The 12,251-nt window shown below is 71.3% G+C and carries 9 protein-coding genes; 3 read left to right on the forward strand and 6 right to left on the reverse strand.

Annotated features, from left to right (window positions below):
• Positions 1-81 precede the first annotated feature (81 nt).
• Both EAS64_RS21300 and EAS64_RS21305 read right to left on the reverse strand, forming a co-directional pair.
• Positions 82-1,215 carry an ABC transporter ATP-binding protein gene (locus EAS64_RS21300; RefSeq protein ID WP_145855345.1) on the reverse strand — a complete coding sequence of 378 codons (1,134 nt, stop codon included), beginning with the start codon at positions 1,213-1,215 and terminating at the stop codon, positions 82-84.
• Positions 1,216-1,250: 35 nt separating this feature from the next.
• The gene (locus tag EAS64_RS21305; protein ID WP_145855347.1) at positions 1,251-1,934 is read right to left on the reverse strand and encodes a TetR/AcrR family transcriptional regulator; all 684 of its coding nucleotides are present in this window, start codon (positions 1,932-1,934) and stop codon (positions 1,251-1,253) included.
• 153 nt (positions 1,935-2,087) lie between these two features.
• On the opposite strand from EAS64_RS21305, the gene EAS64_RS21310 reads away from it, so the two are divergent.
• From EAS64_RS21310 to EAS64_RS21320, 3 genes are all read left to right on the forward strand, one after another.
• Complete coding sequence (locus tag EAS64_RS21310) at positions 2,088-3,719, forward strand: phytoene desaturase family protein (RefSeq protein ID WP_145855349.1); 1,632 nt, start codon at positions 2,088-2,090, stop codon at positions 3,717-3,719.
• Positions 3,720-3,829: 110 nt separating this feature from the next.
• The gene (locus tag EAS64_RS21315; protein ID WP_222849487.1) at positions 3,830-6,052 is read left to right on the forward strand and encodes an acetate--CoA ligase family protein; all 2,223 of its coding nucleotides are present in this window, start codon (positions 3,830-3,832) and stop codon (positions 6,050-6,052) included.
• A 5-nt stretch (positions 6,053-6,057) separates the two neighbouring features.
• Positions 6,058-6,828, forward strand: coding sequence for an SDR family NAD(P)-dependent oxidoreductase (locus EAS64_RS21320; protein ID WP_145855351.1), 771 nt, complete (start codon positions 6,058-6,060; stop codon positions 6,826-6,828).
• Here the strand turns inward: EAS64_RS21320 and EAS64_RS21325 are convergent.
• The 4 genes from EAS64_RS21325 to EAS64_RS21340 form a co-directional block, all read right to left on the reverse strand.
• Complete coding sequence (locus tag EAS64_RS21325; protein ID WP_145855354.1) at positions 6,719-9,094, reverse strand: LuxR family transcriptional regulator; 2,376 nt, start codon at positions 9,092-9,094, stop codon at positions 6,719-6,721. The genes EAS64_RS21320 and EAS64_RS21325 overlap by 110 nt on opposite strands.
• A gap of 29 nt (positions 9,095-9,123) precedes the next feature.
• The gene (locus EAS64_RS21330) at positions 9,124-10,215 is read right to left on the reverse strand and encodes a class I SAM-dependent methyltransferase (RefSeq protein WP_145856609.1); all 1,092 of its coding nucleotides are present in this window, start codon (positions 10,213-10,215) and stop codon (positions 9,124-9,126) included.
• Between the two features lie 92 nt (positions 10,216-10,307).
• On the reverse strand, positions 10,308-10,922 hold the full coding sequence (locus tag EAS64_RS21335) for a hypothetical protein (RefSeq protein ID WP_145855355.1): 615 nt from the start codon (positions 10,920-10,922) through the stop codon (positions 10,308-10,310).
• 117 nt (positions 10,923-11,039) lie between these two features.
• Positions 11,040-12,104, reverse strand: coding sequence for a helix-turn-helix transcriptional regulator (locus EAS64_RS21340; protein WP_145855357.1), 1,065 nt, complete (start codon positions 12,102-12,104; stop codon positions 11,040-11,042).
• Positions 12,105-12,251: the final 147 nt, after the last annotated feature.

A 12,251-nucleotide genomic window follows, 5' to 3' on the forward strand; every position in this document is an offset into this window, starting at 1 on the left:
GATGAAGGGGCGGTCAGGTAAACCGGACCGCCCCTTCATCGCGCGCCCGGCCGGCCGCGCGGGCCGGGCGCGGCAAGCACCTCAGCTGGCCAGCGGCTCGGCAGCCACCGGCGCCGCGGCGGGCGACCCGGACAGCACTCGCAGCGCGTCGGCGGGCAGGTAGGCGTGCACGGGGGTGCCCTGGGCCAGGGACGCGCCGTCCGCGCCCTCGTTCGGAATCTCCGCCTGCAGCGACTCACCGGTCGCGAGCCGCAGATGCACCTGGGTGGCGGCGCCCAGGTAGACAACGCGCTCCACCAGGGCGGGGACCCGGTTGGGGCCTGCGGAGCCGTGCGCCTCGACGCGGATCCGCTCCGGCCTGATCACCGCCTGGGCCGTGGCGCCCTGCGCGACAGGAACCGGCACGGAGGTGCTGAGCGAGATCTCGCCAAGACTGACGGTGGAGGCGGAGTCAGGAACCCGTTCGGCGACTGTGATGTCGAGGAGGTTCGCGGCGCCGAGGAAGTCGGCCACGTAGGCATCGGCAGGCGACTCGTACACCTCGCGTGGCGTGCCAATCTGCGCGATCCGCCCGGCGTCCATGACGGCGAGCCGGTCGGACATGGTCAGCGCCTCCTCCTGGTCGTGGGTCACGTAGATGAACGTGATCCCCACTCGTTCCTGGAGGGCCTTGAGCTCGACCTTGAGCGAGCGCCGCAGCTTGGCGTCGAGCGCGCCGAGCGGCTCGTCGAGCAGCAGCACCGACGGGTTGAGCACGAGCGCGCGGGCCAGCGCGACCCGCTGCTGCTGGCCGCCGGACAGCTGGCCGGGCCGCCGCGACGCGAAGGAGGACATGGAGACCAGGGCGAGCGCGTCGCCGACCCGCTTGCGCAGGTCAGCCTTGGCAACGTGGGCGTGCCGCAGGCCGAACGCCACGTTGTCGAAGACGGAGAGGAACGGGAACAGCGCGTAGGACTGGAACACCGTGTTGACGTTCCGCTTGTGCGGCGGGATGTGCGACACGTCGTTCCCGTCGAGCAGGATGCGTCCGGCCGTCGGTTCCTCGAAGCCGGCGATCAGCCGCAGGGTGGTCGTCTTGCCGCAGCCGGACGGCCCGAGCAGCGAGAAGAACTCGCCGCCGGAAACCGACAGGTCAATGCCGTCGACCGCGGTGTGCTCCGCGGTCCCGTGGCCGAATCGCTTGGTCAGCCCGACGAGCTCGATGCCTGCGGCCATGAAATCAGCTCCGTCCCTGCGACCCCTGCGGTCGCTCAGCTTTTCCCGCGCTTCGCCTGCGGGCGCGGCTCGCGCTTCTGTCGTCCGCCCGCGGATGAGTCCCAGGAGAACCCGAGCTGGCCTGCCGCGTAGCGCATGGCGAGATCATAAGCGCGGTTGGGCGGAATATCAGGATCTTCCAAGGCAATTTGTACTGCCATACCGTCGAGAAGCGCGGAAAGCGTCACCGCGAACTCGTCCGCGTCGATGGCGGCGTCGAATTCACCGGATTCCTGGCCCGCGAGCACCGTGCTCGATATCGACTGCCGCCACCGTTCGTCGAACTTGCGGCGCACCGCCGCGACCCCCGGATTGCGCGGGGAAAGCGCCCACAGGTCGAGCCAGAGCAGCCATTCGGTGCGCGCCGCCGGATCGGTGTCCGGCAGGCAGGTCATGGCGATCAGCTCGGTCAGCCGGCCGACGGCTGAGCCGATGGTGTCGAGCCGCTGCGTCCCCGCGGCGTACCACTTGTCCTCCGAGTAGCGCAGCGCCTCGGTCAGCAGCTGGTCGCGGGTCTTGAAGTAGTAAATGACGAGCGCCGGGGAGGTCCCGGCATGCTCGGCGACGTCGGCGATCCGCGTGTCGGCGTAGCCGCGCGCCACGATCACCTCGAGCGCGGAGCGCAGCAGCTGCTCGCGCCGGTCTGTTCCTGCCTGGCCGTCCACCGGTCCCTGTGCCATCTCTTCTCGCAGCCCCCGCCCGGGTCGCCGCCCCCGGGTGCCGTCACCCGGTGGCCTTGTGTCAAATCGTAGCAGGAACCTAGACTGAATGTTCAGTCAAACATTTGGCGCCGGCCGCACAGCGCGGCTACGCCGCGCGGGAGGCAAGCCAGCATGGCACGCGAGAGCTACGACGCGATCATCGTCGGCGGTGGGCACAACGGCCTGGTGGCCGCCGCCTACCTGGCCAGGAGCGGCGCGAACACCCTGGTACTCGAGGCGAGATCGCAGCCGGGTGGCGCCGCGACCACCGAGGCACCATGGGACGACGCGCCCGAGTATCGAGTGACCAGGCTGTCCTACGTGATGTCGCTGCTGCCGCCGACGATCCTCAACGACCTCAAGCTGGAGCAGCACGGCTACAAGATCTTCCCGATGGGCCCGTATTACCAGGCCTTTCCCGAGGGCGGTTCGCTCACCCTGTACGAAGAGGACTCGCAGCGCGCCTACGACGAGATCGCCAAGTGGTCGAAGAAGGACGCCGACGCCTACCCGAAGTGGAACGCATGGCTCGGCGGCCTCGCCGACGTGCTCGGCCCGCTGCTGCTGACCGTCCCGCCGAACATCGGCTCACGCAAGCCGCGCGACCTCGCGGAAACGCTCAAACTCGCCTGGCGGCACCGCGGGCTTAACGTGCGGACCATCGCCGACGTGACACGGCTGATGACGCAGTCCGTAGCCGACCTGCTCGACGACTGGTTCGAGAGCCCGCAGATCAAGGGCGCGCTCGCGGTCAACGGCGTGATCGGCACCTGGGCCGGCCCCATGGAGCCCGGCACCGCCTACGTGATGGCGCACCACTCGATCGGCGACGTCGGCGACGGCCGCCTCGGCAGCTGGGGCTTTCCCGAGGGCGGCATGGGCGGCGTCGCCAAAGCGATCGCCAGCTCCGCCAAGTCGTTGGGCGTCACCATCAGGACCGGCGCACGCGTCGCCAAGGTCACCCTAGCTCCGGGCAGTGGCCGGGCCACCGGCGTCGTCCTGGACAACGGCGACGAGATCACTGCCAAGATCGTCGTCACCTCACTGCACCCGAAGACCGCCTTCCTCGACCACGTCGGCAAGGAGAACCTGCCGGCGGACTTCGCCGCCGACATCGAGCACTGGAAGACCAGGTCCGGCGTGGTCAAGGTCAACCTGGCCCTGGCCGAGTTGCCGGACTTCACCGCCAACCCCGGCACGCACCTGCAGGAGCACCACACCGGCTCGGTCGAGATGGCGCCGTCCGTCGAGTACATCGAGCGCGCCTTCATCGACGCCCGCGAGGGCCGCGCCGCGCTGCGCCCCTTCTCCGACGGGGTGATTCCCACCTCGTTCGACAAGACCCTCGCGCCCGAGGGGCACCACATCATGTCCCTGTTCACCCAGTGGGTCCCGGCCAGCTGGAGCGAAGAGCCGCACCGCGAGGAACTCGAGGCGTACGCCGACCGGGTGATCGACACCTACAACGAGGTCGCGCCCAACTTCAAGTCCGCGATCCTGCACCGCGACGTGGTCGGCCCGTACGAGATGGAGCACGACTACGGCCTCATCGGGGGCAACATCTTCCACGGCGAGCTGTCACTCGAGCAGCTGTTCCACATGCGCCCCGCCCCGGGCTTCGCCGACTACCGCACCCCGGTACCCGGCCTGTACTACGCAAGCTCGGCGACCCATGCGGGCGGCGGCGTCTGTGGCATCCCCGGCATGCAGGCCGCCAAGGCGGCCATCTCCGACCGCCGCCGCGCTCGCTCGCGCCGTGCCTAATGCCAAAACGGATAATCCCGAACGGGTGCGGGGTTCCAGTTCTCCGCACCCGTTCATCCTCGTGGGTGCCGCGCGGCAAGCGTTCTGATAACAGCAAGAAAGGGGATTGGGTGAGCGTGCGGCAGGAGGGCGTCGACCCGCTCGCGGTCATGCTCGAGGCTCGGTCGGTCGCGCTGGTTGGCGCGTCGCCGCGCCTCGGCAGTCTGGGTGCGCGGATGATCGAGGAGGTCGCTAAGTCGGCTAGCCGGCCGCGCACCTACCTGGTCAATCCGCGGTACGCGTCGGTCGGCGAGGTTGGCTGCTTCCCGAGTCTCGCGGAGCTGCCGGAAACGGTGGACCTGGCGCTCTTGGCCGTGCCCGACTCTGCGCTCGAGGAGCAAGTGCGGGCGGCGGCGGCGGGCGGTGCGGCGCGGTCCGCGGTGATCTTTGGCTCTGCCGTGGACAGCGCCGTGGATCGCGCCGTGGGCGTGGACGACGCGCGGTCCGAGCCTGGGCTGCGAGAGCGGATCGCCGGGGTCGCGCGGGAGGCGGGGATGCCGCTGTGCGGTGCCGGGTGCATGGGGTTCGTGAACGTGGCGCGCGGGCTGCGGGCGATCGGTTACACCGAGCAGGACACGCTGCCCGCCGGCCCTGTCGCGCTCGTCACGCATTCGGGCTCCGTGTTCTCCGCGCTGCTGCGGACCAGGCGGGCATTCGGCTTCACGGTGGCGGTTTCCTCGGGTCAAGAGCTCGTCACGCCGGCCGCGTCCTACGCCAGGTACGCGCTGACCCTTCCGGAGACGAAGGTCCTCGCGCTCATCCTCGAGGCGATCAGGGACGCCGCGGCGCTGCGGGCCGTGCTCGCGGACGCCGCCTGCCGGGACATCCCCGTGCTGCTGCTCGCCGCGGGCACCTCGGTGGCGAGCCGCTCACTGGTCGCCGCGCACTCCGGCGCCCTCGCGGCGGGCGACGGCGCCTGGCAGGCCCTCGCCTCGGCCTACGGCGTGCACCGGGTCGGCGACCTGGCGGAACTGGCGGACACCCTGGAACTGTTCTGCCTCACCCGCGCGGGCGCCGGGCGCGGCCACCCCACCTCCGCTCGTGAGACCGGGGCGCGCGGCCTTTCCGCAGGCGGGCGGGGGATCGCGACCGTACATGACTCCGGGTTCGAGCGGGCGCACGTCGCGGACGTGGCGGCCGAAGTCGGCGTGCCGTTCGCGCCGCTGACCGAGGAGACGATGCGGCGGCTCACCGCCGTCCTCGACCCGGGACTCGAACCGGGCAACCCGCTCGACGTGTGGAGCACCGGCCGCCACTCCGAGGAACTGTTCACGGAGACGCTCTCGGCCCTCGCCGATGACCCCGGCGTGGACGCGGTCGCGCTCGCCGTGGACCTGGTGCCCGAATACGACGGCGACGACTCATACCGCGACGCGGTGCTCACCGCCGCGGCGAAGACCGCCAAGCCGGTCGCCGTCCTCGCCTCGATTCCCGCCGCGATCGACGCGGCGGCCGCGAGCAGGCTGCGCGCCGCGGGAGTCCCGGTACTCGAATCGACCCGCACTGGCCTGCTCGCCCTCCGCCACCTGCTCGCCCACGCTCGGCTCGCTCACGCCCCAGCAGACACTCTCCTAGCCGGCCGAGCCGACGCCCCTGCAGGCCCCGCACCGCGGCGCGACCGCTGGGTGGCGCGCCTTGAGGCCGGCCCGCTAGGCGGCGCGGACCTGTTCGACCTGCTGCGCGACTACGGCATCCCGGCCGTCGCCGTGCGCTCCGCCGTCACCAGAGACGAGGCCCTGGCCGCCGCGGACGCGATCGGCTATCCGGTCGCGCTCAAGACCGGCCGGCCGGACATCGCGCACAAGTCAGACGTGGGCGGTGTCCGCCTCGGCATCGCCGGCCCGGGCGCGCTCGCCGCCGCCTACGACGACCTCAGCGTGCGCCTCGGCCCGGAGATGCTCGTCTGCGCCATGGCCCGCCCCAGCCAGGAACTCATCCTCGGCATGGCCCGCGACCCGGCACTCGGCCCGCTCATCGTGGTCGGCGCCGGCGGCATCCTCACCGAGCACCTGGCCGAACGTTCCGTGGCGCTTCCCCCGCTGACACACGAGTCCGCGAGCGCGCTGCTAGACGGCCAGCGCTTCGCCAAGATCCTCGCCGGCGTGCGCGGCCAGCCACCGTGCGACATTGACGCGGTGATCTCCGCGATCGCCGCCTTCTCCGTCCTGGTCGCCGACCTTGGTGAGCACCTCGACGGCTTCGACATCAACCCGCTGATCTGCTCCCCGTCCGGCGTCCTCGCCGTCGACGCCCTGGCCGCCCCGGCGGCCGCGTCGCGGCCCTTGCTAGCGTGAGGCGCATGGCGACAATCTTCATCACCGGCTCATCGGACGGCATCGGGCAAGAGACGGCACGTCAGCTTGTCCGCGACGGCCACCAGGTCATCCTGCACGCGCGCAACGAGGCGCGGGCCGACCAGGCCGCCGACGCGGTACCTGAGGCGCGCGGCGTCGCCATCGGCGACCTGTCGACCCTCGAGGGGATGCACCAGACGGCCGAGACCGCGACAGCGCTCGGCCCGTACGACGCGGTGGTCCACAACGCGGGCGTCGGCAGCGGCGGTGCCAGGCAGCCGACCGGCGACGGCCTCGAGCACATCTTCGCGATCAACGTGCTCGCCCCGTACCTGCTGACCGCGCTGATGGGCCTGCCGGAACGCCTGGTCTACCTCACCTCTGGCCTTGAGTCGGTCGGCCGGGTCAACCTGGATGACCTGCAGTGGGAGCACCGCCGGTGGAACGCGATGCAGGCCTACAGCGACTCAAAGCTCTACGATGTGCTGCTCGCCTTCGCCGTCGCCCGCCGCTACCCCCAGCTGCGCAGCAACGCGGTCGACCCCGGCTGGATCAAGACCAAGCTCGGCGGCCCGAGCGCCTCAGACAACCTGCCGATCGGCGCGTCCACCCAGGTCTGGCTGGCCACCTCCGACGACCCGGCCGCTCAGGTAACCGGCCGCTACTTCAAGTGGAAGCAAGACCTCCGCGCCAACCCCGAGGCGTACGACGAGACCCTCCAGGAGTCGCTCCTGGCCATCTGCGCCAAGCTAACCGGCACTCTCCTCCCGGCCTAGCCGCGCCGCCCCGCCCAGCCAGCGCCGCCTGGTGCGATTGGTGTCGGCGAGGCCAAAGATGCGTCGCATCACCCGGCCCGGCGCCGCATGATCCGCGAGCCCGCCGATCCGCCCGCACCGTCGACCAGGATCTTGGAAACTTTTCTCCTGGCGGAAACAAAAACCCCGGTTCGGGGGAAAAGTTTCCGTTGTAATCCGAATTTCCATGATCATGTTCGATTCGCTGAGGCATACGTGACCAGCGGATACGTCTGAGATAGACGATGAATCGGCCGACTGCCCGCGCCATGCTTTCGGCCGTCCGTGGTCGGCGACTGACCCGCCGAGGAGCCTGCCCGTTCATGAGGGGATCGTCTGTGCCCGTTGGTAAGGAGAGGGCGCCGAGTTCCGTCAGCTTGCGGACGGCTTCGGCGCGGGTGCGGCAGTTCAGCTTCAGCAAGCAGCCCTGGACGTGCATCTCCACCGTCCGCGGGCTGATGAACAGGGCGGCGCCGACCTCCCGCGAGGTGTTACCCGCCGCGACGAGCACCATCACGTCGAGTTCGCGGGCGGTCAGCCCGGCAAGCGCCCGCGCCGCACCGGGGGAACGGCGTCCGGTGCCGTCGCCGCGCGCCTCATCGGCCAGCCTGGTCCCGCGCGCCGATCCGGCCCGGCCAGCCGGCTCTGTCGCGCCTGCCTCTCCGGCCCGCGCCGCCGGCTCGGCCGCACCTCGGGCCCGGGGAGCGGTGTCGAGCTCGCGCAGCGCCGTTTCGCAGTCGCCGAGCAGCGGGCGGGCCCCGAGCCGCTCGGCCGCCGCCGTGGCCGTGAGCAGCATCTTTCTCGCGCCCCGCGCGTCACCGGTGACACGCAGGGCGGCCGCCGCGCGTTGTCCCGCGTGAGCCGCCGCGAACGGCAGCTCAAGCTCGCCGAACATCGCGGCCGCCCGTCGCAGCTCGCCCGCGGCGCCCGCCGGGTCGCCGGCCAGCTTGGTCTCGCCGAGCACGTGGGCGAGCACCGCGACTGCCTCGGCCTGCCCGGTCGCCTCGCAGATGCTCGACAGCGCCGCCGCGCAGGCCAGGGCGTCGTCGGCGAGTCCGTGCCCGGTAAGGAACGTGGCAGCCCACTGGAGGAACGGCAGGCAGTAATGCCGTTCCTGGGTTTCGCCGAGCCTGGCGAGCGCCTGCCTGATCCGGTCGGTTGCCGCCGTCACGGCGCCCGACTGGGCCTCCAGCACGGCGAGCCCCCAGGCGGAGAGCAGCTCAACGGCGACAAGCTCAATCCGCGCGGACAGGCCCGCCGCCTCGGTGAGCGGCGGCCTGGCCTTCGCGGCCTCGCCGCGCAGCGCGTGGATGAGACCGAGCAGGCATGAGCTGACGGCGCGCGGCTGCGCGGCGGTGCCCGGCTCGGCGAGAACGTCACGGCATACGTCGACGGCGAGGTCCCATTCGCCGCGGTTGAACAGCACCGCGGTAGCGCAGGCGCGGCACAGCCGGCCGGTCGCGTCCGCGCCGTGCGTGTCGCAGTACAGGTAGGCGGCGCGGTAGGCGGTCGCCGCGCCGTCGTAGTCGCCGCCGTGCTCAAGGCTGTCGGCAAGCCGCTGCTGCAGCTCGGCCGCCGTGTCGAGATCCCGGCGCGAGAGCGCCGCGTCGAGCGCGGCGCGGACCGCGGGAACTCCCTCGCCCGGCCGTCCCAGCCGGGCCAGCACGTTGCCGCGCAGTCCCTCGGCGCGCAGCACCAGGTCAGCCCGATCGCCGGCCCGTGCGTCCGGCAGGACCTTGTCGAGTGCCAATAGGGCGGCGGAGTAGCGGGCCGCGCCGCGCAGGTGGACCGCGATGGCGAGCCGGTCAGCCGCCGCGTCGCCCGCTCGCCCCGCGCGCCGGAACGCAGCCGCGGCCGTCTCCCGCGCCGCGAGTGCCGCGGCCCAGTCGCCGCCCAGTTCGTGAACCGTCGCGAGGCGGCGCTGCGCCGCGGCGAGTCCCGGCAGGTCGCCGGTCGCGCGGTGCCCGTCGGCGAGCTCGCACAGCAGGTCAATCGCGGTGGAGCGTTCGGAGCGCATCTCGGCGCACCGCGCGAGCCGGTCGATGACCGGGAACCGCCACGGCCAGTCGCCCGCGGCGCCATCCCGATCCAGGTCGAGGGCGAGCCGCAGCGTTCGGTCGGCGCCCGCGTAGTCGTGGGTGTCGAAGAGCGCGTCCGCGGCGTCGATGAGGGCCGCGCGGGCCCGCAGTCGCGCGCTCTCCCGCCCGCCGGGCGATCCGTTGCCCGGATCGCCCGTCGGCCCGCTCACCTGGTATGCCCCCTCACACCGCAAGCCTGTCAGGGCTTGGCCTCGTACACCAGGTTGAACGGGGTCTGCGCCGCCCGCCGGAATGACCCGAACCCGGCGGAAAGCACCACGGAACGGATCGCCGCCTCCCCGGCCTGCGCCCCGAGCATCGCCCCGCCGCCGGACCCGCCAGACCCGCCAGACTCACTAGAACCGTTAGAGCCGCCCTGCGACCGCGCGTTCGGCAGGCAAAGCAGCGTGGAGAAGTTGTAGTACACCCGTCCCACCGGGTTCAGGTTCCCCTCCACGCTGTCCGCGGCCATCGGCTCCACGATCAGCCACGACCCGTCGGCGGCGAGCGCGGAGCGGATGTGCCGCGCGGCCCCCACCGGGTCGCCCATGTCGTGCAGGCAGTCGAACGTCGTCACCAGGTCGTACCCGGTGCCGGAGAATGTCGTCGCGGACTCGGTCTCGAACGTCACCCGGTCCGCCACCCCGGCGTCGGCCGCCCGCTTGACCGCGAGCGTGATGGACTCGGCGTGGTAGTCAGAACCGCTCACCCGCGCAGCTGGGAATGCCGACGCCAGCAGCACCGACGATGCCCCGAGCCCGCATCCGACGTCCGCCACGCTGCCGCCCGCCGCGAGCCGGGACGCGATCCCCGGCAGCGCGGGCAGCCAGTCCTGCACCAGGTGTGCCGCGTACCCGGCACGGAAGAATCGCTCGCAGCCGCTGAACACGTCCGCCGACTGCTCATGCCATCCGACGCCCGCGCCGGTGCGGAACGCCTCGGCGATCGCGGGCACCGCCGCGACCGCGCCGAGTGCGAGCTGGAACGCCCCCGCCACGTCTACCGGCCCCGACGGGTCGGCGAGCGCGAACGCCTGTTCGGCGGTCATCGAGAACCGGCCCTCACCATATTCGAGGTACCCGCCAGCCGCCTGCCCGGCCAGCCACTCCGCCACGTACCGCTCGTCGGTCCCGGTCCGCGCGGCGAGCTCGGCCGCCGTGGCCGGACCGGAATCGGCCAGCGCCCGGTACAGCCCGAGCCGGTCTCCGACGACCACGTTGCCCGCCGCGACGACCGCGCCGAGGTCCCCCGCGAACTTGCCGACGAACGCCATGAACGCGTCCATGTCCATGCTGATCACCCTCTTTCCTGTTGGGTGACCACACGCTAAAACGGCGTTTACCTGCGCCGATACCGTAGGGCTACGGTATTGCCCCGAGAAACTCAGAAGCCGGTGGAGTAGCCGTACCACTTTCCGTTGACCTCGATCATCGGGGTGAGCGAGTAGCCGTTCGAGATTGAGGTGACCGATTCCATCCACAGTTCGGCGAACGTCTTGCCGCTGTCGAAGATGGCGGCGGCGTCGTTGTTAGTGACACACGAGGGCTTCTGCTCGGGGCTGCAAATGGTGCCGGTCAGCCCGACAAGCGCCTTCGTGCCGTCGGTGGCCGTGTAGGACACGGTCAGGTTCTTGAACGTCGGCATCGCCGTCGCTATGGCGGACGCCTGTGCCGAGCCGAATTCGGACTTGCACTTCGGCTGCTGGGAGGGCTGCAGATAGTGGCAGATCTTCGCGTAGTTGCCCGCCTCGATGGCCGCGATCGCGCTGGTGAGAACCGCTCCGGGCGATCCGGATGCCGCGGCGCCCGGCGTGGTGACGGTCACGCCGGAGCCCAGCGACCTCGCCCAGGACGGCGACGCGCCGCCGGTCGGGCGCCCGGTGCCGGTGCTGGGTGAACTGCCGCCCGGAGTGCTGGAGCCGTCAGGACTGCACCCGGTGGCCAAGGCCATGGCGAGGACGACGATCGAGCAGGACACCATACCCGTGGGAATCCTCATCAAAGGGACGACTCCAGCGTGCGGCGATTTCGGTCACTGAGCGGCAACCTAGGGGCAACCTAACACCCGTTCCGCGTGCCACGTCGCGGAACCGGCCAGCACGCCTGCCTGGAGTAATTAGGTCGCGGGAGTCAGCCGCACCCGTTCCGGATAATCTTGAGGCCGGTCACCGGCGGCGGCGAGCAGGCGCCTGGCAAGCTTCACCACCGCGGACCGCAGCTCGGCGGACTCGGTGACCTCGAACCGGTACGGCAGCACCGCGAGGCGCCCGGCGTACCAGGTCGGGTTGTCGGTGGAGGCAAGCAGCCGCGTCTGGGTCTCGCCGCACGGGTTCAGCACGCCGAGCGAGCGCGGCAGCCAGTACGCGACCTCGTCGGGCGGCGCGTCGATCAGCACGTCGACCGGGAAGTTCCAGCCCTGCGACAGGTGCTCCTCGAGGGTGCGCAGCGCGTCAAGGCCGGGTGGCGGCGTGAACATGAAAGGCATCGGCTCGGCGGACTGGATCCGGTCCACCCGCAGCACCCGCCGGGCATCCCTGGTATGCGACCAGCACAGCAGGTACCAGCGGCTGTGCCTGAGCACCACCGCCCACGGATCGACCTCCATGGGACGTTCCGGCGTATCGTCACCGTCCCAGCGCGGTGCCAGCCGGTAGGTCAGCCGCAGCCGCCGCCCGGCCGCGCATGCCTCGATCAGCGCACTGGTCAGCACCGGGCTCACCCGCGCCTCGGCGGGCGGTGAGCACTCGCCGGTCTCCACCGCGGAACCGGGAGCAGCGGAGCCCGGCGGTGCGCCGGAAACGTCGCGGATCGACCGGACGAGCGGCGCCACCGGGGTCGGCAGCACTCGGATGATCTTGGCGAGCGCCCCGCCCACCAGGTCGGCAGGATCCGTGGCGGGCCGGTGCCCCTCGAGCACGGCCATCACAAGGCCGGCCGCCTCGGCGGCGGTGAACGTCAGCGGCGGCAGCCGCAGCCCGCGCCCGACCTGGTACCCACCGTAGGGGCCGCTGACCGAGTCGATGGGCAGCCCGGCCTCGCGCAGGATCGCGACGTAGCGCCTGGCGGCGCGCTCCGTCACGCCGAGCCGGTCGCCGAGTTGCCGCGCGGTGATGCCGGGGACGTTCTGGATGGCCTCGAGGGCGAGCAGTGCCCGGGCGGTCGGACTCACCTCGTGTGCCATTGGCAGCACCTCACACGCAATTCAGGGAACAATTCAGGAAGCGGAATGTCCGCGATCCACGCTACCGTGACGGTTCATGCCGACTCCACCCCCGACTGCATTCCGGATTCCGCCCAAAGGACCGATCAGCCCCGACGACGTGACGGT

This window comes from Trebonia kvetii (genome assembly GCF_007827045.1).
Lineage (GTDB): Bacteria > Actinomycetota > Actinomycetes > Streptosporangiales > Streptosporangiaceae > Trebonia > Trebonia kvetii.

Bases quoted from the DNA above. Each gene is read 5' to 3' on its own strand.
- EAS64_RS21300 (WP_145855345.1), bottom strand. From the start codon at position 1,215: ATGGCCGCAGGCATCGAGCTCGTCGGGCTGACCAAGCGATTCGGCCAC.
- EAS64_RS21330 (WP_145856609.1), bottom strand. From the start codon at position 10,215: ATGGACATGGACGCGTTCATGGCGTTCGTCGGCAAGTTCGCGGGGGAC.
- EAS64_RS21335 (WP_145855355.1), bottom strand. From the start codon at position 10,922: ATGAGGATTCCCACGGGTATGGTGTCCTGCTCGATCGTCGTCCTCGCC.
- EAS64_RS21320 (WP_145855351.1), top strand. From the start codon at position 6,058: ATGGCGACAATCTTCATCACCGGCTCATCGGACGGCATCGGGCAAGAG.
- EAS64_RS21305 (WP_145855347.1), bottom strand. From the start codon at position 1,934: ATGGCACAGGGACCGGTGGACGGCCAGGCAGGAACAGACCGGCGCGAG.
- EAS64_RS21310 (WP_145855349.1), top strand. From the start codon at position 2,088: ATGGCACGCGAGAGCTACGACGCGATCATCGTCGGCGGTGGGCACAAC.
- EAS64_RS21340 (WP_145855357.1), bottom strand. From the start codon at position 12,104: ATGGCACACGAGGTGAGTCCGACCGCCCGGGCACTGCTCGCCCTCGAG.